The 23,747-nt window shown below is 60.7% G+C and carries 21 protein-coding genes and 2 tRNA genes; 17 read left to right on the top strand and 6 right to left on the bottom strand.

What is annotated here, in order from left to right; genetic code table 11:
* Window positions 1-56: 56 nt before the first annotated feature.
* Window positions 57-1,190: a redox-regulated ATPase YchF gene (gene ychF, locus MTP42_RS14100; RefSeq protein ID WP_097771383.1), complete on the bottom strand. Its 1,134-nt coding sequence runs from the start codon at window positions 1,188-1,190 to the stop codon at window positions 57-59.
* A gap of 176 nt (window positions 1,191-1,366) precedes the next feature.
* On the opposite strand from ychF, the gene MTP42_RS14095 reads away from it, so the two are divergent.
* From MTP42_RS14095 to MTP42_RS14045, 11 genes are all read left to right on the top strand, one after another.
* On the top strand, window positions 1,367-2,647 hold the full coding sequence (locus tag MTP42_RS14095; RefSeq protein ID WP_035394634.1) for an L-cysteine desulfidase family protein: 1,281 nt from the start codon (window positions 1,367-1,369) through the stop codon (window positions 2,645-2,647).
* Window positions 2,648-2,783: 136 nt separating this feature from the next.
* Window positions 2,784-3,482, top strand: a complete 699-nt coding sequence (locus MTP42_RS14090) for a response regulator transcription factor (protein ID WP_005934701.1) — start codon at window positions 2,784-2,786, stop codon at window positions 3,480-3,482.
* Window positions 3,482-4,996, top strand: a complete 1,515-nt coding sequence (locus MTP42_RS14085) for a sensor histidine kinase (protein ID WP_249257605.1) — start codon at window positions 3,482-3,484, stop codon at window positions 4,994-4,996. Before MTP42_RS14090 ends, MTP42_RS14085 begins: the two co-directional genes overlap by 1 nt.
* Window positions 4,997-5,249: 253 nt before the next feature.
* Window positions 5,250-5,900 (top strand): ribulose-phosphate 3-epimerase, encoded by a 651-nt coding sequence (gene rpe, locus MTP42_RS14080; RefSeq protein WP_249257604.1) that lies wholly within the window; start codon window positions 5,250-5,252, stop codon window positions 5,898-5,900.
* 13 nt (window positions 5,901-5,913) lie between these two features.
* Window positions 5,914-6,918: an RnfABCDGE type electron transport complex subunit D gene (locus MTP42_RS14075; protein ID WP_249257603.1), complete on the top strand. Its 1,005-nt coding sequence runs from the start codon at window positions 5,914-5,916 to the stop codon at window positions 6,916-6,918.
* Window positions 6,915-7,634 carry an Rnf-Nqr domain containing protein gene (locus MTP42_RS14070; protein WP_005934697.1) on the top strand — a complete coding sequence of 240 codons (720 nt, stop codon included), beginning with the start codon at window positions 6,915-6,917 and terminating at the stop codon, window positions 7,632-7,634. Before MTP42_RS14075 ends, MTP42_RS14070 begins: the two co-directional genes overlap by 4 nt.
* Window positions 7,631-8,239: an electron transport complex protein RnfA gene (locus MTP42_RS14065; RefSeq protein WP_227610946.1), complete on the top strand. Its 609-nt coding sequence runs from the start codon at window positions 7,631-7,633 to the stop codon at window positions 8,237-8,239. Before MTP42_RS14070 ends, MTP42_RS14065 begins: the two co-directional genes overlap by 4 nt.
* Before the next feature lie 26 nt (window positions 8,240-8,265).
* Window positions 8,266-9,375 carry a putative glycoside hydrolase gene (locus tag MTP42_RS14060; RefSeq protein ID WP_249257602.1) on the top strand — a complete coding sequence of 370 codons (1,110 nt, stop codon included), beginning with the start codon at window positions 8,266-8,268 and terminating at the stop codon, window positions 9,373-9,375.
* A 33-nt stretch (window positions 9,376-9,408) separates the two neighbouring features.
* A complete protein-coding gene (locus tag MTP42_RS14055; protein WP_249257601.1) occupies window positions 9,409-10,707 on the top strand; it encodes a DUF1015 domain-containing protein in 1,299 nt (432 codons plus the stop codon).
* Complete coding sequence (locus MTP42_RS14050) at window positions 10,704-12,638, top strand: DEAD/DEAH box helicase (RefSeq protein WP_249257600.1); 1,935 nt, start codon at window positions 10,704-10,706, stop codon at window positions 12,636-12,638. Before MTP42_RS14055 ends, MTP42_RS14050 begins: the two co-directional genes overlap by 4 nt.
* Window positions 12,628-13,473 (top strand): putative RNA methyltransferase, encoded by an 846-nt coding sequence (locus MTP42_RS14045; RefSeq protein WP_249257598.1) that lies wholly within the window; start codon window positions 12,628-12,630, stop codon window positions 13,471-13,473. Before MTP42_RS14050 ends, MTP42_RS14045 begins: the two co-directional genes overlap by 11 nt.
* Before the next feature lie 61 nt (window positions 13,474-13,534).
* Here the strand turns inward: MTP42_RS14045 and MTP42_RS14040 are convergent, their stop codons facing one another.
* From MTP42_RS14040 to MTP42_RS14030, 3 genes are all read right to left on the bottom strand, one after another.
* A complete protein-coding gene (locus MTP42_RS14040; protein WP_035394632.1) occupies window positions 13,535-14,905 on the bottom strand; it encodes a sodium-dependent transporter in 1,371 nt (456 codons plus the stop codon).
* A gap of 119 nt (window positions 14,906-15,024) precedes the next feature.
* Window positions 15,025-16,572: a lipase family protein gene (locus MTP42_RS14035; protein WP_249257597.1), complete on the bottom strand. Its 1,548-nt coding sequence runs from the start codon at window positions 16,570-16,572 to the stop codon at window positions 15,025-15,027.
* Between the two features lie 136 nt (window positions 16,573-16,708).
* Entirely contained in the window at window positions 16,709-17,584 is an 876-nt protein-coding gene (locus MTP42_RS14030; RefSeq protein ID WP_097773180.1) for a LysR family transcriptional regulator, read from the bottom strand.
* A gap of 247 nt (window positions 17,585-17,831) precedes the next feature.
* Between MTP42_RS14030 and MTP42_RS14025 the strand changes: the two genes are divergently transcribed.
* Entirely contained in the window at window positions 17,832-18,578 is a 747-nt protein-coding gene (locus tag MTP42_RS14025) for a TraX family protein (RefSeq protein ID WP_249257596.1), read from the top strand.
* Between the two features lie 101 nt (window positions 18,579-18,679).
* On the opposite strand, the gene MTP42_RS14020 is transcribed toward MTP42_RS14025, so the two are convergent.
* Together MTP42_RS14020 and MTP42_RS14015 are read right to left on the bottom strand one after the other, a co-directional pair.
* Window positions 18,680-18,773 (bottom strand) — tRNA-Ser (locus MTP42_RS14020).
* Between the two features lie 33 nt (window positions 18,774-18,806).
* Window positions 18,807-18,894: transfer RNA gene (locus MTP42_RS14015), tRNA-Ser, on the bottom strand.
* A gap of 230 nt (window positions 18,895-19,124) precedes the next feature.
* Here MTP42_RS14015 and MTP42_RS14010 point away from each other — a divergent pair.
* The 5 genes from MTP42_RS14010 to MTP42_RS13990 all read left to right on the top strand — a co-directional run bounded on the left by MTP42_RS14010 (window position 19,125) and on the right by MTP42_RS13990 (window position 23,665).
* The gene (locus tag MTP42_RS14010) at window positions 19,125-19,754 is read left to right on the top strand and encodes a LexA family protein (RefSeq protein ID WP_005934683.1); all 630 of its coding nucleotides are present in this window, start codon (window positions 19,125-19,127) and stop codon (window positions 19,752-19,754) included.
* Between the two features lie 79 nt (window positions 19,755-19,833).
* On the top strand, window positions 19,834-21,192 hold the full coding sequence (locus MTP42_RS14005; RefSeq protein WP_249257595.1) for a putative DNA modification/repair radical SAM protein: 1,359 nt from the start codon (window positions 19,834-19,836) through the stop codon (window positions 21,190-21,192).
* On the top strand, window positions 21,171-21,965 hold the full coding sequence (locus MTP42_RS14000; protein WP_249257594.1) for a TIGR03915 family putative DNA repair protein: 795 nt from the start codon (window positions 21,171-21,173) through the stop codon (window positions 21,963-21,965). Before MTP42_RS14005 ends, MTP42_RS14000 begins: the two co-directional genes overlap by 22 nt.
* Window positions 21,962-23,026, top strand: coding sequence for a hypothetical protein (locus tag MTP42_RS13995; protein WP_249257593.1), 1,065 nt, complete (start codon window positions 21,962-21,964; stop codon window positions 23,024-23,026). The genes MTP42_RS14000 and MTP42_RS13995 overlap by 4 nt, the downstream gene beginning before the upstream one ends.
* A gap of 162 nt (window positions 23,027-23,188) precedes the next feature.
* Window positions 23,189-23,665, top strand: a complete 477-nt coding sequence (locus MTP42_RS13990; RefSeq protein ID WP_005934679.1) for a peptidylprolyl isomerase — start codon at window positions 23,189-23,191, stop codon at window positions 23,663-23,665.
* Window positions 23,666-23,747 lie beyond the last annotated feature (82 nt).

Genomic DNA, 23,747 nt, shown 5'->3' with positions numbered 1-23,747 from the left:
TTCTCCTGGGCAAAAGTGTCTCCCACGCGCCGCGCGGGAGACACTTTTATCATACATCAGACGTTGAACAGGAACTCGATCACGTCGCCGTCCTTCACGACGTACTCCTTGCCCTCGGTGCGCTGCAGGCCCTTGGCCTTGACAGCGGCATAATCGAAGTTGTTGGCTTCCAGGTCGCCATAGCCGATGACGCTGGCGCGGATGAAGCCGCGCTCGAAATCGCTGTGGATCTTACCGGCGGCCTGAGGAGCCTTGGTGCCCTTGCGGATGGTCCAGGCGCGGCACTCCTTTTTGCCGTCGGTCAGGAAGGAGATGAGGCCCAGCAGGTCGTAGCTGGCAGTGATCAGGTTGTCCAGGCCGCTGGCCTCGATGCCCATCTCGGCCAGGAAAGCCTTCTTCTCCTCGGGGGAGTAGTCGGCAATGTCCTCTTCGGTCTTGGCGCAGATGGGGATGTAGCGGGCCCCCTCCTCGGCGGCGCGGGCGGCCACCAGCGGGACATAGCGGTTATTCTCGATGCCCTCCATCAGGTCATCCTCGCCCACGTTGCAGGCGTAGAGCACGGGCTTGGAGCTCAGCAGGCCCATCTCGTGCAGCACGGCCTGCTGCTCGGCATCCCCCTCGTCAAAGTCAAAGCTGCGGGCAGGCTTGCCTGCGCTCAGGTGGTCGGCCAGCTTCTGCAGCCAGGCGGCTTCAGCGGCAGCGCCCTTGTTGTTGCCGCTCTTGGCAGCCTTGGCCATCCGGCCGGCGCGGTTCTGAACGACCTCGAGGTCAGAGAGGATCAGCTCGTAGTCAATGGCATCGATGTCGGCGATGGGGTCCACGGCCTCGGCCTTGGTCACGTCCTCCACCACATGGATGATGTTGTCGTCATCAAAGCAGCGCACCACGTGCACGATGGCATCGCACTCGCGGATGTGGCCCAGGAACTTGTTGCCCAGGCCTGCACCCTGGCTGGCACCCTTGACCAGACCGGCGATGTCTACAAACTCCACGATGGCAGGTGTCTTTTTGTTGGTCTGCCAGATCTCAGCCAGCTTGTCCAGCCGCTTGTCCGGCACGGCCACGATGCCGCTGTTGGGCTCAATGGTGCAGAAGGGGTAGTTGGCGGCTTCCGCGTTCTTGGTGGAAGTGATGGCGTTGAACAGAGTGGACTTGCCGACGTTCGGCAGACCGACGATACCTAACTTCATATAAAATACGCTCCTTACACGTTTTTTGGCATAACGATACAACTATCATTATACGCGATGAAACCCCGGAGCGCAAGGGGATGGGCGCAAAACAACGGATTTACACGGCGGGAGTTCTATATTATACTGTTCTTAAAATACGAACCGATTTCCGGAAGGGAAGGCAGGAGGATGTTATGGAACGCAACGACCCGCGCTATCAGGCTTATGTAGAGATCCTGAAGGAGGAGCTGATCCCGGCGATGGGCTGCACCGAGCCCATCGCGCTGGCCTATGCGGCGGCAAAAGCCCGCGAGGTGCTGGGGGTGCTGCCGGACAGCGTGCAGCTGCAGGTGAGCGGCAGCATCATCAAGAACGTGAAAAGCGTCATCGTGCCCAACACCGGGCACCTGAAGGGCATGGAGGCGGCGGTGGCGGCAGGCATCATCGCCGGTTCCGCCGAGAAGGAACTGGAGGTCATCTCGGAGGTCAGCGAGGAAAAGAAGTCTGCCATCCGGGACTATCTGCAGACGGTGCCCATCACCATCGAGCACACCGAGCAGGGGCATGTGTTTGACATCGTCGTCACCGAGCGCTGCGGGCAGGACTACGCCCGGGTGCGCATCGCGGACTACCACACCAACATCTGCCGCATCGAGAAGAACGGCACGGTGCTGTACGAGGTGCCCCTGCTGGACGAGACCGTGCAGGAGGATGCCCGCGCTGACCGCAGCCTGCTGAACATGCAGGACATCTGGGACTTTGCCGAGACCGCCGACCTGCGGGACGTGGCAGACCTGCTGGAACGGCAGATCCGCTACAACAACGCCATTGCAGAAGAGGGCCTGCTGGGCGACTACGGTGCCAACATCGGGCGGGTGCTGCTGACCACTTACGGCAACGATGTCTCCAACCGCGCAAAAGCCAAGGCCGCCGCCGGCTCCGATGCCCGCATGAACGGCTGCGAGCTGCCGGTCATCATCAACTCCGGCAGCGGCAATCAGGGCATTACCTGCTCGGTGCCCCTCATCGAGTACGCCAAGGAGCTGCACAGCGGCAAGGAAAAGCTCTACCGCGCCCTCATCATCTCCAATCTGGTGGCCATCCACGAAAAGACCGGCATCGGCACCCTGTCTGCCTACTGCGGCGCGGTCAGCGCGGGTGCGGGTGCAGGCGCAGGCATCGTGTACCTGTGCGGCGACGGCTATCAGGCTGCCATCCACACGGTGGTCAACGCCCTTGCCATCGTGTCCGGCATCGTGTGCGATGGAGCCAAGGCTTCCTGTGCCGCAAAGATCGCATCTTCGGTGGATGCGGCGCTGCTGGGCTACAACATGTACAAGTGCAATCAGGAGTTCAAGGGCGGCGATGGCATCGTGATGAAGGACATCGAGACCACCATCAAGGGTATCGGACGTCTGGGCAAGGACGGGATGCGGCAGACCAATGAGGAGATCATCCGGCTGATGATGAGCTGAGCGGCGGAGCCTGCGTCCCAAAAATCATACAAAACCTTCTTTATTTTGTCATAACTCTTCCGTATAATAAGAAGTGGAATACTTTGTCACAAGGCCCGAAAGGGCCGGAACATACAGAATTGGGGAGGAAACCACTATGGCCAACGAAAAGATCCTCGTCGTGGACGACGATACCAACATCTGCGAGCTGCTGCGGCTTTATCTGACCAAGGAGGGCTATCAGGTCACCACCGCGAACGACGGCGAAGAAGGTCTGGACAAGTTCAATCAGGTCAAGCCCGATATGGTGCTGCTGGATGTGATGATGCCCAAGATGGATGGCCTGGAGGTCTGCCGCCGCATCCGCAAGCTGGGCAACACCCCCGTGATGATGCTGACCGCCAAGGGCGAGACCTTTGACAAGGTGCTGGGCCTGGAGCTGGGCGCAGACGATTACATGGTCAAGCCCTTTGACACCAAGGAAGTCGTGGCCCGCATCAAGGCGGTGCTGCGCCGCTGCACCACCACCACCGCCCAGACCGAGAGCACCGAGGGCGTGATCGAGTTCGACAACCTGCGGCTGGACATGAACAGCTACGAGCTGCGGGTCAAGGGCAAGGTGGTGGAGGCTCCCCCCAAGGAGCTGGAGCTGCTGAACTGCCTGGCCTCCCACCCCAACCGTGTTTACACCCGCGACCAGCTGCTGGACGAGGTGTGGGGTTTTGAGTACTACGGCGACAGCCGTACCATTGATGTCCATGTCAAGCGCCTGCGCGAAAAGCTGGCGGGTGCTTCCGACAAGTGGGAGCTCAAGACCGTCTGGGGCGTGGGCTATAAGTTCGAGGTGCGTCAGTAATGCGCAAAAGTATTTCGGTCACCTTCTTTTCGATGGTGGCCACCCTGCTGGTGCTGGGCACGGCGGTGCTGGGCTGTTCCGAGTGGCTTCTGTTCAGCCGCTATTTTGCCCAGGAGCGGTACGACACGCTGGACAGCGTGGCGGATGTGACCCAGCGCGCGGCGGATTATATCGTGCAGCAGGCGGCTCTGCCCAAGGGGGCCGAGCTGGATGCCCTGAACACCAAGCTGGAGATCATCGGCGAGAGCGCCGAGGCCTACCTGTTTTTCACCGATGAAGAGGGCAGGGTCCTCATTGCCTCCAACCCCGAGATGGTGGGAACAGATGTTGTGGGGCCGGAGCTTATGAAAAAAGTTGCCGGGGATCAGCCCTACCACACCCTGAGCACGCTGGACGGTGTGCTGACCGAGAAGAGCTATGTCTCGGTGCGGCACATGCAGGATGCACGGGGCAACAACAGCGGCTATCTCTTCCTCTGCTCCTCCGGCGCGCGGCTGACCGACTTCAAGGAGGAGTTCTGGTCGAACTTCTTCTTCTCGGCCTGTGTCATGCTGCTCTGCGCCAGCGTGCTGACATCCTTCCTGATGCGGAAGCTGACCGACCCGCTCCAGAAGATCACCGATGCCGCCCAGCGGTTCGGCGGCGGGGATTTCTCTGTCCGTGTTGAGGGCGTGGAAGGTGAGGGCGAAGTGGTGGATCTGGCCCGCACCTTCAACCAGATGGCGGAGAACATCCAGTCCAACGACAATTCCCGCGGCCAGTTCATGGGCAACATCGCCCACGAGCTGCGCACCCCCATGACCACCATCAAGGGTTTTGTGGACGGCATTCTGGACGGCACCATCCCGCCCGATATGCAGAACCACTACCTGCAGCTGGTCAGCGAGGAGACCGGCCGCCTGGCCCGGCTCATCCAGAACATGCTCGATCTCTCCAAGCTGGAAAGCGGCGAGTATCAGGTGAACGCCCGGATGTTCAACATCTGGGAGACGCTCACCGGTGTGGCCCTTTCGGCGGAGCAGCGCATCAACGACGGCATGATCGATCTGGAGGGCCTGACCATGGATGAAAAGGTGCTGGTCTACGCGGACCCCGACCTCATCCATCAGGTGGCTTATAACATTCTGGACAATGCCATCAAGTTTACCCCGGCGGGCGGCACCATCAAGTTCCATGTGGAGAAGCTGGGCCCCGAGGTGGAGATCTCGATCTGGAATTCCGGTCAGGGCATCAGCCCCGAGGCGCTGCCCTATGTGTTCCAGCGCTTCTACAAAGAGGACAGGTCCCGCGGCCTGCACGCCCGGGGGGCTGGTCTTGGCCTGAATATCTGCAAGGTGCTGGTCAACCTTTCCGGAGGCCAGATCCGTGTGGAAAGCCAGCAGGGCGAGTGGTGTCAGTTCGTGTTCACCCTGCCCACCACGCCCCCCAACCCCAGCGGCATGAAGCGCCTGCCGGACGAATCCGGTCAGCCCGTGCCGGTGGAGGACCCCGCCAGCATGAAGCCTGTCAACTGAATCCGCGGCCAGACTGTCCCCCTGAAACGGGCGGGGCGGTCTGGTCGTTTTTGGTTTTGGAATGGATTTTGGATGTATCCGGGGCAGGTTTGAGACTTTTCCGTGAAAAACACGGCTCCGGGTTTGATTTTTTGCGTGTTTTCATGTAAACTAAGAGTAACCATGCCCGCCCTGCATTCCGGCCCCAAAACAGGTGCTCTGGCAGAACGGATGGTGTAATCTTTCTGAAAAATAACGGAGAGTATAAAACGCAATGACGATCATTAGTCCTTCGATCCTTTCGGCTGATTTCAATCAGCTTGGCGCAGACTGCCGCATGGTGCTGGATGCCGGTGCGCAGATGCTGCATTATGACGTGATGGATGGCCACTTTGTGCCCAACATCAGCTTTGGCGTGCCGGTGCTGAAAAGCCTGCACAAGGGGATGCCCGCAGCATTCTACGATGTCCACCTGATGATCAGCCATCCGCTGCAGTATGCAGAGCCTTTCATCAAGGCGGGTGCCAGCCTGTACAACTTCCACCTCGAGTGCCAGGACGACATCCAGCAGACCATCGATGCGGTCAGGGCACTGGGCTGCAAGGTGGGCCTGACCATCAAGCCCGGTACTGCGCCGGAAGCGCTTGCCCCGTATCTCGACCAGCTGGATCTGGTGCTGGTGATGAGCGTGGAGCCCGGCTTCGGCGGGCAGAAGTTCATGCCCTCGGCGCTGGAAAAGCTGCGCTGGCTCAAGGAAGAGCGGGCAAAGCGGAGCGCCCGCTACCTGCTGGAAGTGGATGGCGGCGTGGATGACACCACCGCCCCCCTGTGTGTGGAGGCGGGTGCCGATATTCTGGTGGCGGGCAGTGCCGTGTTCGGCGCAGCCGACCCGGCTGCGGCAGTGCGCCGTCTGGCCGCCCTGTGAGAGGTGCCTTACCATGGATGAACGTTTGATCCAGCAGCAGGAGCAGGAGCTTGCAAAGACGGGGCGGTACTATCTGCACGTCTGCTTTATGACCATCCCGCTGCTCTGCATGGCCTGCTTCCTGTACGGTCTGCGGCCCCTGCTGCTCTGCGGCGCGGCGCTGCTCACCGGCAATCTGTGTGACCGTCTGGTCTCCCTGCTGCGCCGCCGCGTGTATCGGGCCGGGGATTTCTCCAACGAGAGCTTTGCCCTCATCATCGCCCTGCTCATGCCCGCCACGGTGGACTGGTATGTGGTCATTATGGCGGTGCTGGCCGGTGTCCTCATCGGCAAGGAGGTGTTTGGCGGCTACGGCAGCTATCCCTTCAACCCCGCTGCTGTGGGCTACGCCGTGGCGGCGGTGTCCTGGCCGGAGCAGGTGTTCCGCTACCCCCAGCCCTATACCAACATCCCCCTGTGGGATGCCACCGGCGTGCCGGTGTCCAGCACCATCTCTGATACCCTGCGCAGCGGCGGCAGCCTGAACATCAGCGCAATTTCGCTGGTGCTGGGCGAGTATGCTGCCCCCATGGGCACCGGTGCCGCCCTCATCCTTCTGGCCTGCGGGCTTTTCCTCTGGCTGCAAAAGGATGTCCGTCTGAGCGCTTCTGTCAGCTTTGTGGCCACCTGTGCCCTCATTGCCTTCCTCTTCCCCCGTCAGGTGGGAGTAAACGGCGTGGACATCGCCCTGCGCCTGCAGTGCGTGCGGGACGAGCTGCTGACCGGTGCCATGCTGTTCAGCGCGGTGTTCCTGCTCAACGAGCCCTACACCTGCGCCCATCACCGTCTGGGCCGCATCCTGTACGGTGTGCTGGTGGGTGCGATCACCATGGGCTTCCGGTATTACGGCGTGTACGAGACGGGTGTCTGCTTTGCCCTGCTCACGGTCAACAGCATTTCCGGCTGGATGGACCGCACCGAGAGCCGCCTGTATCAGCTGATGCACCGCCCCGCGGCCGGAAAGGAGGGTGCTGAATGAAACGTTCCATTGCAGAACTGATCACCCGCGATCCGGAGAAGTTTGCCCACCATGACCGGGTGTTCAAAAACAACCCCGTTGTCATGCAGGGCATGGGTCTGGCTCCGCTGGTGGTGCTTGCCACCACGGGCAAAAATGCTTTGATGCTGGCCGTGGCTGTGGCCCTGCTGCTCACGCCTTCCCGGATGCTGGCCTGCCTGGTCAGCCGCCTGTTCCCCCTGCGGGACGAGCAGCCTGCCCCGGAAGAGCTGGAGAAAAAGCTGCTGCCCCGGGCGCTGGTGTACAGCGGCAGTGCGGCGGTGGTCTACCTTGCCGCTTATCCCATCCTGAACGCCGTGTTCGGCACCGACCTGCTGATGCTGGGCATCTACCTGCCCATGCTGGTGGTGGAGCCCCTGCTGACCTACCGCTTTGGCCGTGTGCAGGAAACCATGCGCAAGGCTGTCTCCAAGGGTCTGCGCATCACGGTGGGCTACGCGCTCATCCTGTTCATCGTGGGCTGCCTGCGGGAGTGGCTGGCGCTGGGCAGTGTGTTTGGGGTCCAGCTCAGCCGCTCTGTCCTGCCCATGGCATCCATGCCGGCAGGCGGTTTCATCGTGCTGGGCGTGGTGTGTGCCGTCTGGCGCGCGCTGGCCCGCAAACACAAGGAATACCTGAAAACTGAGGCGCGCGGCACTCTGGCTGCGCACCCCCGGAAGGAGGTGCAGGATCAGTGAGTGCTGTGATGAATACCATCGGTGTGGCCTTTGCCTACGCCGTGCTGGCTCTGTTTGCCCAGAACGCCATCTTTACCCGTGGTCTGGGCGTGTCGCGCCTGATCCAGCTGGTGGGTGACGAGCGCACCAGCAGCTGGTGGTTTGCCCTGCTGCTCTGTGTTACCCAGACGCTGGTGGCCCCGCTGGCGTATTTTGCGGGCAGCCAGATCGTGGACCTGCCCTACCGTGCCCAGCTCCGCCCGCTGCTCTACCTGGCCTGTGTGGCGGTGGTCTGCATCTTTGAGCACGCCATCCTGCGGGCGGTCAAGGGCCCCCGCAGCGGCCTGCTCATCCGTATCCTGCCCATTGCCGCCGTGAACAGCGGCGTGCTGGGCACCGTGCTGGTGGAGCGCACCCAGAGCTTTACGCTGGCGCAGTCCATCGGCTTTGGCCTGGGCAGCGGCCTGGGCTACCTGCTGGCTGTGATGCTGGTGACCGAGGCGGGCAACCGCCTGCGCAGCAAGGCCATCCCCGAAGCATTCCGCGGCCTGCCCATCACCCTGATCTATATCGGTGTGCTGGCGCTGGCCATCTACGGCTTTACCGGCCATTCCGTGATCCTGTAAGTTGACCCCAAGGAGGGTGGTTGATTATGGCAAGATATCCCAAACGCCAGAAGGTCAAGCGCTACCGGCGCAGCTTTTACACCCGCGAGATGCGGCTGAAAAAGGGCATCGGCATTGCGGTGCTGGTGGTGGCCGTGCTGGCAGCGGCCTGGGTGGCCGCGCCCCATGTGCTGGACTGGGCCACCCACACCTGGTATACCGTGGTGCGGGATCGTGACCTTTCCGCATCCAGTGCCGTCAGCGAGAGTGCATCCTCCGGGACGCAGAGCACCGCTGCCAGCGAACCGGCAGCTTCCTCGGTGCCGGAAAAGGAGCCGGAGCCCGAGGTCAAGGGCACTGATATTGTGACGGGCCTGTGGGCAGAGGTGGATGTGACCACCCTGACCGACGAGGCCGCCATCCGCTCTGCTGCCCGGCAGCTCAAGGCACAGGGCATGACCTATGCCATCCTGACCCTGAAGGACACCGCCGGGCAGGTGTATTACGCCTCCCAGACGGCGGTGGGTGCCGCCAATGCAGCCCCCACGCAGGTCGAGCTGACAAGTGTGGCATCCATCTTCAAGGAGGAGGGGCTGGTGCCGGTGGCTGAGCTGACTGCCTTCCGTGACCCTGCCGGTGCCCGGGCCGACCACGCTCTGGCCATCCGGTATCAGGGGCAGGAGTACCTCTGGCTGGACAACAAGGCTTCCGCCGGAGGCAACCCCTGGCTGAACCCCTACGCTGCGGAGACCGTGCAGTATATCGGCGATCTGATCGCCGAGGTGCACGCCGCCGGGTTTGATCAGGTGCTGCTGGAAAATGTCCAGTTCCCCTCGTCCACCAGCGCCAAACAGGACTATGGCACCACCAACGGTGTGGATCGTGCCGGACAGCTGACTGCGGATATCGCCGCCTGGCAGGCCCGCTTCGGAGATACGGTGACACTCTGGTACGGTTATTCGCTGGCCGAGGTGACCGGCTCCTCCAGCCAGCTGGGAGCCCCTGCGGCCCAACTGGGCGTGAAGAATCTGCTGGTGAAGGTCCCGTCCTCCTCTACGCTGGATGCAGCGGCCCGGGAGGAGCTGACCCTCTCCCTGACCGAGGCAGGTGTGGAGCATGTGGTCATCCGGGACGATGCCGCCAGCTATTTTGAGTGATCCCTGCGTTTTTGTGAGAGGGAGGGAAGTATTATGAACAAAACATCCTGTTTTTCCCCGGCGCACATCCTGCTGCCGTCGGAACAGATCCCGGTGGGGCAGTGGGGCTGTGTGGCCTGTGATCAGTTCACCAGTGACCGCTCCTATTGGGAAAAGGCTGCGCAGGCCGCCGCAGGCGGCCCCAGCACACTGGACCTGATCCTGCCGGAGGTCTATCTGGAAGAGGATGACGTGGATGCAAGGATCAGCGCCATCCATGCGGCCATGGACGATTATACCCGGAACGTGCTGACCCGCGCGGTGGACGGCTTCATTTATGTGGAGCGCACTGAGCAGAGCGGCCGGGTGCGGCAGGGCCTTGTGGGCAGGATCGACCTGGAGGCATACAGCTATGCCGAGGGCGCGGTGCCTGCCATCCGCCCCAGTGAGCACACCGTGGAAAGCCGCATCCCGCCCCGCATGGCGGTGCGCCGGGGGGCAAGGCTGGAAATGCCCCATATTATGATGCTGGCCGATGACCCCGGCTGCACCTTCATCGAGCCCATCGGCGAGAAAAAGGAGCAGTTGCGCAAGGTCTACGAGGGCGACCTGATGCTGAACGGCGGCCACATTGCCGGCTGGGCAGTGGAAGATCCCGCCCTGCTGGCACAGATCGACAGCGCCCTGAACGCTCTGGGCAGCCAGGAGGCCTTTGATGCCCGGTATCCCCAGGCAAAGGGCGGCGCGCCCCTGACGCTGGCCGTGGGCGACGGCAACCATTCGCTGGCTTCCGCCAAGGCCTGCTGGGAGGAGCTGAAAAAGACCCTGACCCCGGAGCAGCAGCTGACCCACCCGGCCCGCTGGTGCCTGGCTGAGGTCTGCAATGTCCACTCTCCGGCCATTGAGATCGAGCCCATCCACCGCGTCCTCTTCAATGTGGACTGCGGTGCCGTGCTGCTGGCCCTCATCGCGTGGAGCGATTCCCACGCGGCAGGCATCTGCTTCGGCGATGCAAAACAGCAGTCCTTTACGCTGGCAGGCCCCCATGTGGCCAATGTGCTCAGCTTTGAACATCCCGTTGCCCCGCTGACCGTGGGCACCATTGACGCATTCATTGAGTATTTCATGGCCCGCCACATCGAGGCCCGGGTGGATTATGTCCACGATGAGCCCGCTGTCCGCGCCCTGTGCAGGCAGGGAGGTGTGGCGTTCCTGATGCCGCCCTTTGAGAAGAGCGATCTGTTCAAGGGCATCGTTATGGGCGGTGTGCTGCCCCGCAAGACCTTCAGCATGGGGCACGCAGAGGAAAAGCGCTATTATATGGAATGCAGAAACATTTTAGGTGAAGAATGACATTTAACGAACTGAATCTTTCCGCGCCTGTGCTGCGTGCTGTGGCACAGGCGGGCTATGAATCCCCCTCGCCCATTCAGGCAGCGGCCATTCCGCCGGTGCTGGCCGGGAGGGACTTGATGGGCTGCGCCCAGACGGGTACCGGCAAGACGGCTGCCTTTGCGCTGCCCATGCTCGACCGCCTGACTGCCAGCGCGCCCCGCAAAAAGGGTGCCATCCGCGCCCTGATCCTGACTCCTACCCGGGAGCTGGCTTTGCAGATCGGCGAGAGCTTTGAGGCCTACGGCAAGTATCTGACCCTGCGCAGCACCGTCATCTTTGGCGGTGTGGGTCAGGCTCCGCAGGTCGCAGCCCTGAAAAAGGGCGTGGACATCCTCATTGCCTGCCCGGGCCGCTTGAACGACCTGGTGGGGCAGGGGCTGCTGGACCTTTCCAACATTGAGATCTTTGTTCTGGACGAAGCCGACCGGATGCTGGATATGGGCTTTGTCCACGACGTGAAAAAGGTGATCGCCAAGCTGCCCAGGCAGCGCCAGAACCTGATGTTCAGCGCCACCATGCCCAAGGAGATCGAGCAGCTGGCCGCAGGCATCCTGCATGACCCAGCCTTTGTCAAGGTAGACCCGGTGTCCAGCACGGTGGAACGCATCCAGCAGAGCCTGTATTTTGTGGAGAAGGGCAACAAGAAGTTCCTGCTGCCCTGGCTCATCAAAAACCTGAGGCCTGAGGTGGTGAACGCGCTGGTGTTCAGCCGCACCAAGCACGGAGCCGATAAAATTGCAAAAGATCTGAACAAGCAGGGCATCCCCGCTGCCGCCATCCACGGCAACAAGAGCCAGACCGCCCGTGTGACGGCGCTGGAGGATTTCAAGGCGGGCAAGACCCGGGTGCTGGTGGCGACCGATATCGCCGCCCGCGGCATTGACATCAGCGAGCTGTCCCATGTGTTCAACTACGACCTGCCTGAGGTGCCCGAGACCTACGTCCACCGCATTGGCCGCACGGCCCGTGCCGGTGCCGACGGCACTGCCGTCAGCTTCTGCGCCCCGGAGGAAAAGGAATATCTGGCCGGGATCGAAAAGCTGAACCGCCGCCAGATCCCGGTCGTCTCCGGCCATCCCTGGGACGGCGTGCCTGCCCCTGTCAAGGCTGCGCCCCCGGTGCGGGGCAAAAAGCCCAAGGCGGAAGCAGAGCAGCCGGAAAAGCCTGTGAAGGCAGAGAAGTCTGCCAAAGCAGAAAAGGCAGCCAAGGCCGAAAAGCCCGCTGCCCCCAAGAAGGAAAAAGCGGCTGCAAAACAGCCCAGCCCCAAGAATACCGAACCGAAAGAAGGAACATCCATGGAGGAAAACCAGAAGCGCACTTCCGGCGGCCGCAGTGAGAACCGCCGCTCCAATAACAGCCGAACCCGCCGCGAGGGCAATGCCCCGCAGCCGGCCAACCGCGGCAGCAACGCCCAGCCCAAATTCGACCCCCATTTTGTGAGCGCCCCGGAGGCTACCCCCCTGCGCCCGGTCAAAAAGGCTCCGGCTGCGCAGCCTGCCGCAAAGCAGACTGCTCCGGCCCAGAACGGCCAGCGTCAGCGCGGCGGTCAGCCTGCCCGTGCCGAGCAGCGCACCGACCGCAATGATCCGCGCACCGAGCAGCGGGCAGAGCGGAACAGCCGCGATGCCCGCCCGGCCCAGAACGGCCAGAGCCAGCAGGGCAGCCGCAATAATCGCAATGCAGTGCAGAGCAGCCGCCCGGACCGCCCCGCCAAGAGCGAAGCACCCCGCAGCCGCAGCCGGAACACCGCCCCCGCACGGGACGAGGACCCGGGCCTGATGCTGATCAGCCGCCGCCCGCCCCAGCAGAAGTTCACCAACTTTGAAGAGTATATGACCGCCCACGGCGGTGCCACCGCACCCATTGAGGATCACACCGATGAAACCTGAGCCGTTTGCCCCCTGGCAGTGCCCGCTCTGCGGCGAACCCCTGACCGGGGACACTGCTCTGAAATGCGGCAGGAACCACAGCTTTGACCGGGCGAAAGAGGGGTATTGGCACCTGCTGCCGGTGCAGAGTATGCGCACCAAGGCTCCGGGTGACAGCAAAGAGATGGTCGCCGCCCGCCGTGCCTTCTTGAACGCCGGGTATTACGGCATCTTCGGCCGGGCGTTGGGGGAACTGTGCCTTGCGTACGGCGCTTCCGCCGGGGCAGATGCACCGCTCCATCTGCTGGATGCGGGCTGCGGCGAGGGCTGGTACGACCGCTGCATTGCACAGGCCTTTGCACAGGCCGGCCGGTCGGTGCAGCTGGCGGGCTTCGATATCGCAAAGCCTGCGGTGCGTCTGGCCGCAAAGGCACTGCCTGCCGCAAAATACGCGGTGGCATCCAGTTTTGCCCAGCCTGTCCGCACCGGATGGGCCGACCTGCTGCTCAACTGCTTCTCGCCCTTTGCGCAGGAAGAGTTCCGGCGCGTGCTGCGCCCGGGCGGACGGATGATCTATGTCGTGCCTGGTGCAGAGCACCTCTACCAGATGAAGGCTGTCCTCTACGACACGCCTTATAAAAATCCGGTGCAGGAGGTGGCCTATGAGGGCTTCCGTCCCATCGGGGAGCGGGAAGTCTCGGGCAGCATCACGGTGCCTGCCGGGCAGCTGGAGGCGCTGTTCGCCATGACCCCCTATTACTGGAAAACGCCACGGGATGGCGCGGCCCGCCTGGCCGCCCTGCCCGAGCTGACCACGGACATCGCGTTCCGCTTCCTCGTGTTTGAAAAGGAATGATTGAAAAGCCCCCGGCCTGTGAGGATACAGGCCGGGGGCTTTTTGCGTGCAGAAAACAGGGTCACATCGCGATCCAGCCCAGTGCGTTGGCGACCGAGCTGGCCAGGATGATAGCCGCGAAGATGGGGCAGAGATACCGGAGCATAAAGTTGAACACCGGTTTGCGGCGGAAGGGCTGACCTTCCCGTGTGACCTCTTCCTCGATCTTTTCCACACCGACGATCCGGGAGACCAGCAGGCAGGTGGCAATGGCCGCAATGGGCATCATCACCGAGTTGGTCAGGAAGTCGAAGAAATCGAGGAACTGCATCCCGAACACGGTCACACTGGCAAGGGGGCCGTAGCCCAGCGCGGAAAGGCTGCCCAGTGTGATCATAATGCAGCCGATGAGGATGGTGGAGCGGGTGCGGTCCCAGCCCAACTCGTCCTCAAAGGTAGAAACAGCACTCTCGGTCAGGGCAATGGAGCTGGTGAGGGCCGCGAACAGCACCAGCACAAAGAAGAGCACGCCTACGGCAGTGCCCATGCCCATGCTGGCAAAGACCTTGGGGATGGTAATGAACATCAGGGCCGGGCCCGCCTGCAGGGTGTCAGGGTCGCCGCCCGAAAAAGCGAACACGGCGGGAATGATCATCAGGCCCGCCATGATGGCAATGGCGGTGTCGAAGATCTCCACGTTTTCCGTGGACTGCTCAATGGACACGTTCTTTTTCATGTAGGAGCCAAAGGTCACCAGGATGCCCATAGCAATAGAGAGGGAGTAGAACATCTGCCCCATGGCGGAAACCACGGTCATCCACGAGAAGTTGGCCGGGTTGGGCACCAGAAAATACTTTACACCTGCCAGTGCGCCGGGCCGTGTGACCGAGTAGACGGCAATGACCACCGAGAGCACCACCAGCACCGGCATCATCACCTTGGAAACGCGCTCCACGCCGTTGCGCACGCCCGCAAAGATGATGCCCAGCGTGATAAAGGTGAACAGCAGGAACGCGATCTCGGCCAGCAGACCGTTGGAGATGAAGCCGGAGAAATACCCGTCCGATGCCAGCGCGCTGCCGTGGCCGGTGAGATACTGGGCCAGATAGTGGATGACCCATCCGCCGATGACCGAATAATAGGGAACGATCAGGATGGGGATGACGGCGTTGATCCAGCCGCCGAACGCCAGCCCCTTCCCCTTGCCAAAATGGCTGTAAGCGCCCACCGGGCTTTTGCGGGTCATCCGGCCCAGCGCCGTTTCAGCAATGATCATGGTGTAGCCAAAGGTGACAGCCAGCAGGATGTAGATGAGCAGAAAAATGCCGCCGCCGTATTTTGCGGCCAGATACGGGAAGCGCCAGATGTTTCCCAACCCGACCGACGCACCGGCGGCGGACAGCACGAATCCGAGTTTGCCGGAAAACGCACTGCGCTTGTGTTGAGTTTCCATGTTTTTTTCCTCTTTTCCAGTTGATAAAATCAAGTGTAACATAGAGAAAACGGGATTTCAACGAATCGCAGGCGTTTCACCGGTGGAGAGATTTCAGGTGGAAGGTGAAGAAAAGTGAATCACTTTCGGGTAAAGGGCTCCATACCGTGCTCCTCGGGGGCGTAGTATTCCATCAGGGAAATGTAGTTTTCCGGGTGGTGGCAGAACGCCGCGCGCAGAACGCTGTCCAGCTCGCCCCGGGCGGTGAGCAGACGGATGATGTACTGGGCCACCATCTGCACCACATCGGTCTCGATGCCGTAGCACAGGCCGACCGCCAGCACCGGGATAAGAATCTGCCGGGCCAGCAGGGGCACGTTCTGGCCGTACCGCTCAAGGATGGGGCGGCTCATGGTGGAGGCGGCCCAGACGCTGCCCACGATCTGCCAGTAATTGATCTCTTTCATGTGGGAAAGGCTCTGCAGCCGCTCCACGATCTCACCGTCGCTGAGGATGTAGCCATCGACCACCTCTTTTTCGGAGCGGAGAAAGGCACACTGGATCATGTCCATGATGGCGGCTTCGTATTTCTGGTGGAAATTTTCCCGGGAAACGCAGAACTTGGCCACGATGTTGATGAGGGCACTGGTGTCCTCGGCGGTGGCAAGACTGCTGATCACCAGCGGCGTGGGGCCGAATTCCGCCCCCAGTGCATCCAGGTCGGCCAGCTCTTCGGCATTCCGGGTGGCGGGCAGAAAGCGGTCACAGCCGTTGCGGTGGTAGCCCCAGGCAGCGGGCAGCACCCGGGCCACCGCGTCGCCGCTGGAAATGATGCTGAAGATGTTGCTCTCGGGCCAGCTTTCCAGCAGGGTGCCGTCCGGGGCGTGGTTGGCATCGAAATCCTGCTGCAGGTCAGGCCGGTCGGCGGCAGTCAGGGCTGCAGGCACCGCAAAGCCGTAGGCATAGATGTTCTCCCGCCCCAGCTGGGGCAGCTCCCGGGCAATCTTTGCCGCCAGCAGATTTGCAATGATGGAACCGCGGCTGTAGCCGCCCAGCCAGAGCTTGAAGGCACTGCCCTGCCCTGCCCGGGCCAGATAGGCCTTGAGGGACGCAAACACCGCCGCCACAGGCGTGACAAAGCCGGTGTGCGCGCTGGTATCGCCTATGTGGAAGTTGCTGGCCCACTCGCCGCCATAGCCGCCGCCCCGCAGGACAAGCGCCACAAGGGTGGTACGCTGGCCGTTCAGGGTCAGGGTCTTGCGGGCCAGCGAGTAGCCCACAAAGTCCCCGGCCCGGCCGGTGTCGAGGTCGTAATTGTAGAACAGCGCGTCCTCAAAGCCCAGGGTCTCGTAGGCGGCGGCAATGTGAGCTTCCCGCCCCACAGAGCCGTTGACCCAGTATTCCGCATCGCTGGCTATGGTGTTGGCCGCGGCGCAGACCAGACCCAGTGTTGCCAGCGCCAGCTGGTGGTCATATTGGGTGGCCGGGTGGGTGAAAAAGCTGTCGGAGTAATAGAACGCGTGGGTCAGGTCGCAGCCGCTCAGGTCGCTGCGGATGCCGATGGTGTAGCGGCCATCCGGCACTGCATGGCCCACGGAGCCCTGCCCGGCGGCCTGGACCATCAGCCCGGGCAGCAGAGTGCTGCCGGCCGCAAACCCCAGCACCTTGCAAAAACTTCTTCGATCCATAATTTTTCCCCTCAAAAACCAGAATGGATTTTTTCTTAGTATACCGTATCCTGGGCGGGGATACAATCCAAAGTTTTCCGGGCGGCAAAAAACGGGCCGGTGTTGCGCACACCGGCCCGTTATGTTACACTGTTGTTCAGTCCAGATCCTTGCAGCACTCCACGATGTGGTGGAACATCTGCTCCACGGCGGGAGCCATGGCGGTGGGGCGCTGGACGGCCAGACCCACCACGCGGTCCTCTTCGGGCTCGATGGGGTAGATCTTGACCGCTGCCGTGCAGTTGCGCAGCAGCATCCGGGGCATGATGGAAATACCCAGGCCTGCCTCGACCATGGCAATGTTCGACTGGTCGTCGATGACATGGCAGCGGCGCTCCGTTGAGAGGGAATACTTCTTGAGGAACTGACGCATCTCCGCGTCGGTGGCATCCCACTGCACCACAAAGTTCTGCCCGTTCATCAGGGCGGGGGTCATCACGCCGTTGGGCGGCTCGGGCCAGTCCATGGGGGTGATGCAGAGCAGCGGCTCGTGGAACAGCTCGGTCAGAACAAACTCCTCCCGGCAGTTGTTGGAGAGGAAGGCAATGTCCACCTGACCGGTGCGCAGCCACTCCTTAACATCGTCGTAGGTGCCCTGATAGACCTCGACTTCGATCTGGGGGTAGTGGGCCATAAAGCCCTTGAGGATGCTGGGCAGCAGCCCGGAGCAGATCGAGTTGAAGGCCCCCAGCTTGACCTTGCCCTTTTCCAGGCCGTTCAGGCGGGCAATGCTCTGCTGCAGGGCCTCGTCGCTGTTCAGCACCGCACGGATGGAGGGGTACAGCGAAGCGCCGTAGCTGGTCATGGTAACGCCGTTTTTGCCGCGATTGAATAAGGTAAAGCCAAGCTCGGCCTCCATCACGGCGATGGCGTGGCTGATGGCTGAGGGGGTCAGATGCAGCTGTTGAGCCGCTTTGTTAAAGCTGCCCTGCCGTGCAACTGCGTCGAAAATCTCATAAGAAAACAGCGTCATTCCCAATGCCTCCTTCCGGTCTGATCTGGTTCGGAGACGCTCGATCCTCTGTGAATCTTTTTCATCTTTGGTTTGAGATAGTTCAATTATCTTCTTGATTTTACTATCCTGCGCCCGTCCTGTCAAGCATTTTGGGCGGATTTGTGCACGCTCTATGCAGATTTTGCCGCAACAGACGGAGGAAATGCCACCTTTCCTCCGTTATAATTCTTATAACGATTTTTTACAAACTGACCGAGGTGTTTTTATGACCGCACTTTCCCCGCGCTGCAGCTTCAGCGGCACCGCCCTTAAAACCATTGCCTGCATCACCATGCTGGTGGATCATATCGGCGCGTCCTGTATCGAGGCAGGGATCCTTACGCCCGGGCTGGACATCGGCACCCTCTCGCGGGACACCCTTTCCGCCTATCCGCTGTACCGGCTGGACATGGTGCTGCGCTTCACCGGGCGGCTGGCCTTTCCTATCTTCTGCTTTTTGCTGGTGGAGGGCTTTGTACATACCCGCGATGTGAAAAAATACGTCCGGAGGTTGTTCCTGTTTGCCCTCATCAGTGAGGTGCCCTTTGACCTTGCGTTTTTCCGCACGCCCTTTGCACTGGACCATCAGAATGTTTACTGGACGCTGGCGCTGGGCGTGCTGGCCATGGCAGGTCTGAAGCATTTTGAAAAGCCGGACGGCTCTGCCAGCTGGAAAGGACTCTTGTGTGTGGCAGGCTGCACGCTTGCGGCGCTTCTGGCTTGTACGGACTACGACGGCATCGGTGTGCTCATCATCTGTGCGCTGTACCTGACCCGTGGCGACCGCAAGCGGCAGTGCATCGTGGGAGCCGTGCTGTTTGCCTGGGAACTCACCGCCCCGCTGGCTTTTGTGCTGGTCTGGTTCTACAACGGGCAGCGGGGCGCGTGCAGTCCGCTGCAAAAGAAGGCCTTTTACTGGTTCTACCCGGTGCACCTGAGCGTGCTGGCTGCGGTGACGAATCTGATCTTGTAACAGAAAGGCCGCTTTCACGGAACAAATTCCGAGGAGGCGGCCTTTTGGTTTCTGAAAATGGAAAAAGCCCGGTGATTTCAAAGAATCATCGAGCTTTTTCTTGGCGGAGTAGGAGGGATTTGAACCCTCGCGCCGTTGTTTAGACGACCTACGCCCTTAGCAGGGGCGCCTCTTCGGCCTCTTGAGTACTACTCCAGAGCAAAGTGTGTTGCACTTATTCAATAAAAATGGCGGAGAGAGTGGGATTCGAACCCACGGTACGTTGCCGTACGGCAGTTTTCAAGACTGCTTCCTTAAACCACTCGGACATCTCTCCTCGTGGGCACCCGCACACGCCGTACCGAATGCCTATTTAATTTACCAGATTTCAGCGGCGCTGTCAAGCCCAAAATCAAAATTTCCGCTCGTTGTGCGCATTTTTGTGCGGAGCGACAACTTTTCTTCGAGAAAAAGCGGGATTTCCTCTTTACTGAAACATCTTTTTGTTGTATAATAAATACAGATAAAACCTTACCGGACCCGGTACAAGCAGAGGAGTGTTGAACAATGTCGTTTCCGGAGCTGTTACGGCAATGCCGAAAGCAAAAGCACATGAGCCAGGCGGAGCTTGCTTCCCTGTTGGGCGTGACTCAGCAGGCCGTGGGAAAATGGGAGAGCGGAAAGAGTTCCCCGGACCCCACCACCGTGGCAAAGCTGGCGGAGATCCTGGACACGACCGCGGACTATCTGTTGGGTCTGTTCGACCCCACCGCGGAGGGCCAGACCGAAGAGCGCTTCTTCGGCAGCTATGTGTACAGCCTGATCCCTGTCATCGGCACGGTCAAGGCGGGCTACGGCGCGCTGGCCTATGAGGAAGACTACGGCAAGGAGTATGCCCGGGTCAAGGACCCTTCCAGCTACTTCTATCTCGTTGTGCGCGGCGACAGCATGGAACCCCGCATCCACGATGGTGACCTTGCCCTGGTGCACCGTCAGGACACGCTGGAAAACGGCGACCTGGGCGTGCTGATCTACGGCGACGAGGGCGAGGGTACCCTCAAGCGCTACCTCCAGCGCGGCAACTGCGTGGTGCTGCAGCCCTTCAACCCGGCCTATAAGGAAATGGTCATCAAGGGCGAGGAGCTCAACCACCTGCACATTGCAGGCCGTGTGGTGGAGACCAAGGCGAAGTGGTAAAAACGCCCCACCAGCGCCTGAAAAAGAAAAGCCATCCAGTATGGCTTTCTTTTTTATACCCATTTTTCGGAGGTGTCCCATGGAACAGAGCCTGATGGATAAGCTGACGATCCTGGCGGACAGCGCAAAATATGATGTGGCCTGTACCTCCAGCGGCGCTTCCCGGGCAGCAGGAGCGGGCGGGGTCGGCAGCTGTTACGCCCCGGGCTGCTGCCACGCCTTTACTGCCGATGGCCGCTGTGTCAGCCTGCTGAAGGTGCTGATGACCAACTGCTGCTCCTTTGATTGCAGCTACTGCGTCAACCGCAAGTCCAACGATGTGCCCCGGGCCACCTTCACCCCCCGGGAGCTGGCCGAGCTGACCATTGAATTCTACCGCCGCAACTACATCGAGGGTCTGTTCCTTTCCAGTGCCGTGCTGGTGAACCCGGACTATACCACCGAGCGGATGCTGGCGGTTCTGCGCCTGCTGCGGGGGGAGTACCGTTTCGGCGGCTATATCCACGCCAAGGCCATTCCCGGCACCAGCCCGGAGCTGCTGGAACAGCTGGGCTTTCTGGCCGACCGCCTGAGCGTGAACATTGAACTGCCCAGTGAGCGCAGCCTGAACCTGCTGGCTCCGGACAAAGGGAGGCACTCCATTTTCCGGCCCATGAAGCAGATCGCGGTGGAGGGGGCCGCCAACCGGGAAGAGGTGGCGCTCTACCGCAAGGCCCCCAGATTTGCCCCGGCGGGCCAGAGCACCCAGATGATCGTGGGTGCTTCCCCGGAAACGGATTATCACATCCTGCAATTAACGGAAGGATTATACAATAAGTATCACCTGAAACGGGTGTTTTACTCCGCCTACATCCCTGTGACCGAGGACACCCGCCTGCCCGCGCTGGATACCAAACCGCCGCTGCTGCGGGAGCATCGGCTCTATCAGGCAGACTGGCTGCTCCGCTTTTACGAGTTCAAGGCAGAGGAACTTCTGGACAGGGACAACCCCAACTTCAACCCCTATCTGGACCCCAAGTGCAACTGGGCGGTGCAGCATTACGGGCTGTTCCCGGTGGACGTGAACCGCGCCCCCTTTGAGATACTGCTGCGGGTGCCGGGGATCGGCCCCAAGAGCGCCCGGCGCATCTGGCACGCCCGCAAACAGGCCGCGCTGGGGCTGGACGAGCTCAAGCGGATGGGCGTGGTGCTCAAGCGGGCACAGTATTTCATCACCTGCCGGGGCTTTGCGGGGGCGCACCCGGGCCGCGGCAGCGCCGGGCGAGAGCGCATCACCCGGGCGCTCATCGACCCCAACGTATTCAGCGGCGGGGTGGAGCAGCTGAGCATGTTCAGCCCGCCCGCCGTGGATCGGCTGGTGGAGCAGGGCGTGCCGCCCCGCACAGCCCAGAAAATGGTGCGGGAGGAGGCAGTGCAATGTCTGGCCAGAGCCCTGTAAGCCCCGCCCGGAAGCTCCACGATGCCGACGTGGTCTACCTCTATGATGGCAGCTTCGAGGGCTTTCTCTGCTGTGTGTTTGAGAGCTTTGCCCAGCATGAGCTGCCCTTTGCGGTCTGGACCCCGGAGCGGGAGACGGCTACCCTCTACCCTGTGAAGGAGATCCCCACTGACCGCGCAAAGGCCCGGCGGGTCTTTGCCAGCTTCCGCGCCAAGCTGGGCGAAGAGACGGAATTCCTCGTCACCCGGGATTTCCTCTCGGGCTGGGAGGATAAGGAGCTGCGGCTCATCCGATTTCTGCATCTGGCCTTTGCGCTGGGGCCAGGCACCGTCAAGCGGCGGGGCCATCCGGAGGTGGCTCCGCTCTACCAGATGAAGCAGAGCCTGGACTGGGAAGTGGACAAGTTTCAGGGCTTTGTCCGTTTTCAGGAGCACGATGGGATGCTGGGCGCAGTCATCCACCCCAAAAACTATATTCTGCCCCTCCTGCGCGGGCATTTCTGTGCCCGCTTCCCGGAGGAGAACTTCCTGATCTATGATACCGTCCATCAGGCGGTGCTACTGTACCAGAACCACAAGGCTCAGCTCATGGAGCTGGCCGAACCCCTCACCCTGCCCCCACCTGATGAAAAGGAGCAGCAGTTTCAGGAGCTCTGGCGGCAGTTCTACAAAACGCTGGAGATCAAGGCCCGCCACAACGAAAAGGGCCGCATGACCCACTGCCCCAAGCGATTCTGGGCAGATATGACCGAAATGAAAGAGGAATTGAAATGAAAACGGAAACAAAGACCGGACGCTGGAAATATGCGGCCATCGTGCTAATTGTGACCCTGCTGGTGGGGCTGTTCTGGAGTTATGTAAAAAATGGGCCGAAGGGCGAAATCTATCTTTACGGAGAAGAACACAGCAAGCAGAGCATTCTCGACAAGGAACTTTCCATCTGGGGCGAGTATTACGAAAAAGGAATGCGGGATCTGTTTGTGGAATTCCCGTATACGGATGCACAATTTCTGAACCTGTGGATGCAGGCCGACGATGATGAATTGCTGGATCTGCAGTTCAAGGACTGGGGAGGCACAGAAGGAGGCACCGAGGTCGAGAAGAATTTTCTGAAACAGATCAAGGAGCAGTATCCTGAGACCGTGTTCCACGGCACCGACGTGGGCCATACCTGGGAAAGCACCGGGCCGCGGTATCTGGCCTATCTGGAAGCCAATGGGCAGAAGGACAGCGAAGAGTACCGGCGTGCGCAGGAAAACATGGAACAGGGCAAACGGTACTATGAGATCAAGGCGACGGATGAAGCTTCTTCGGTCCGATACAGGGAGGATCGGATGGCGGAGAACTTCCGGCGCAGCTATCAGGAGCTGGAAGCGGTACGCCGCACCGATATCATGGGTATCTATGGAAGTACACATATTGTGGAGTCGGAGTATCGGAACTCGGACTTTCGCATGGCAAAACAGTTGAGCGAGAACTATGGGGAACATCTCCATACCAAAGATCTGACGCAGGAACCGGAACGGATCGACGCGCTGGAAGTCAACGGAAAGACCTACACAGCATCCTATTTCGGTGAGCAGGATATTTCGATGGTAAAGGGCTACAAGATCCGAAAGTTCTGGCGGTTGGAAGACGCATACGAGGACTTCAAGAATCTGCCGACACCCCGTGAGATTCTGCCAGCCGACAACTACCCTGTAAAAATCCAGGCCGGGCAGGTGTTTGCTGTGGAGTACCTGATGTCGGACGGCTCGACCGAGTGGAAGTATTATATCACGGACGGCACAGTACAGAATGGCCAACTCATCACAAAGCGGATGAAGATGGAATAAGCAGGCTCCCGGCCCCGGAACTTTGACGAATTTACAAAAAGGTTGCATCTGCGTGGTTGAAACCCGCAAAACCTATGGTATACTATAAGGGATATCCGGGCAGGCATTTCTGCCCCACACACCCCCGCTGCGGGGTCAACACAAAAGGAGTATTGTAGCGTTATGGTTCGCATTACTATGGAAGACGGCGGCATCATCGACATTGAGCTGAATGAGGAAGTCGCCCCCATCACCTGTGAGAATTTCAAGAAGCTGGTCAGCGAGGGCTTCTATAACGGCCTGACCTTCCACCGTGTCATCCCCGGTTTTATGATCCAGGGCGGCTGCCCGCTGGGCAACGGCACCGGCGGCCCGGGCTGGAACATCAAGGGCGAGTTCGCTGCAAACGGTGTGAACAACCCCATCAAGCACACCCGCGGCGTGATCAGCATGGCCCGCAGCATGAACCCCAACAGCGCCGGCAGCCAGTTCTTCATCATGCACAAGGACGCTCCCCATCTGGACGGCCAGTATGCCGCTTTCGGCAAGGTCGTTGCCGGAATGGAGGTCGTGGATAAGATCGCTTCCGTCCGCACCGACTGGAACGATAAGCCCACTACCCCCGTCAAGATGAAGACCGTTGAGCTCATCGAGGGCTGATTTTCTGCGCTTCTGTCCCACATCGCCTGCCCGTGAAGTGCCCCGTCAAGTAGACAAAAAATAATATAAGATTTTTGTTCGC

It is taken from the genome of Faecalibacterium sp. I2-3-92, assembly GCF_023347315.1.
Lineage (GTDB): Bacteria > Bacillota > Clostridia > Oscillospirales > Ruminococcaceae > Faecalibacterium > Faecalibacterium duncaniae.
This window is presented reverse-complemented; position numbering and strand designations above follow the sequence as displayed.

Coding starts and splice junctions, on each gene's coding strand:
- MTP42_RS14045 (WP_249257598.1), top strand. CDS start 12,628: ATGAAACCTGAGCCGTTTGCCCCCTGGCAGTGCCCGCTCTGCGGCGAA.
- MTP42_RS14090 (WP_005934701.1), top strand. CDS start 2,784: ATGGCCAACGAAAAGATCCTCGTCGTGGACGACGATACCAACATCTGC.
- MTP42_RS14040 (WP_035394632.1), bottom strand. CDS start 14,905: ATGGAAACTCAACACAAGCGCAGTGCGTTTTCCGGCAAACTCGGATTC.
- MTP42_RS13995 (WP_249257593.1), top strand. CDS start 21,962: ATGAAAACGGAAACAAAGACCGGACGCTGGAAATATGCGGCCATCGTG.
- MTP42_RS14095 (WP_035394634.1), top strand. CDS start 1,367: ATGGAACGCAACGACCCGCGCTATCAGGCTTATGTAGAGATCCTGAAG.
- MTP42_RS14050 (WP_249257600.1), top strand. CDS start 10,704: ATGACATTTAACGAACTGAATCTTTCCGCGCCTGTGCTGCGTGCTGTG.
- MTP42_RS14055 (WP_249257601.1), top strand. CDS start 9,409: ATGAACAAAACATCCTGTTTTTCCCCGGCGCACATCCTGCTGCCGTCG.
- MTP42_RS14025 (WP_249257596.1), top strand. CDS start 17,832: ATGACCGCACTTTCCCCGCGCTGCAGCTTCAGCGGCACCGCCCTTAAA.
- MTP42_RS14035 (WP_249257597.1), bottom strand. CDS start 16,572: ATGGATCGAAGAAGTTTTTGCAAGGTGCTGGGGTTTGCGGCCGGCAGC.
- MTP42_RS14000 (WP_249257594.1), top strand. CDS start 21,171: ATGTCTGGCCAGAGCCCTGTAAGCCCCGCCCGGAAGCTCCACGATGCC.
- MTP42_RS14085 (WP_249257605.1), top strand. CDS start 3,482: ATGCGCAAAAGTATTTCGGTCACCTTCTTTTCGATGGTGGCCACCCTG.
- MTP42_RS14075 (WP_249257603.1), top strand. CDS start 5,914: ATGGATGAACGTTTGATCCAGCAGCAGGAGCAGGAGCTTGCAAAGACG.
- MTP42_RS14030 (WP_097773180.1), bottom strand. CDS start 17,584: ATGACGCTGTTTTCTTATGAGATTTTCGACGCAGTTGCACGGCAGGGC.
- MTP42_RS13990 (WP_005934679.1), top strand. CDS start 23,189: ATGGTTCGCATTACTATGGAAGACGGCGGCATCATCGACATTGAGCTG.
- MTP42_RS14070 (WP_005934697.1), top strand. CDS start 6,915: ATGAAACGTTCCATTGCAGAACTGATCACCCGCGATCCGGAGAAGTTT.
- rpe (WP_249257604.1), top strand. CDS start 5,250: ATGACGATCATTAGTCCTTCGATCCTTTCGGCTGATTTCAATCAGCTT.
- MTP42_RS14060 (WP_249257602.1), top strand. CDS start 8,266: ATGGCAAGATATCCCAAACGCCAGAAGGTCAAGCGCTACCGGCGCAGC.
- ychF (WP_097771383.1), bottom strand. CDS start 1,190: ATGAAGTTAGGTATCGTCGGTCTGCCGAACGTCGGCAAGTCCACTCTG.
- MTP42_RS14005 (WP_249257595.1), top strand. CDS start 19,834: ATGGAACAGAGCCTGATGGATAAGCTGACGATCCTGGCGGACAGCGCA.
- MTP42_RS14010 (WP_005934683.1), top strand. CDS start 19,125: ATGTCGTTTCCGGAGCTGTTACGGCAATGCCGAAAGCAAAAGCACATG.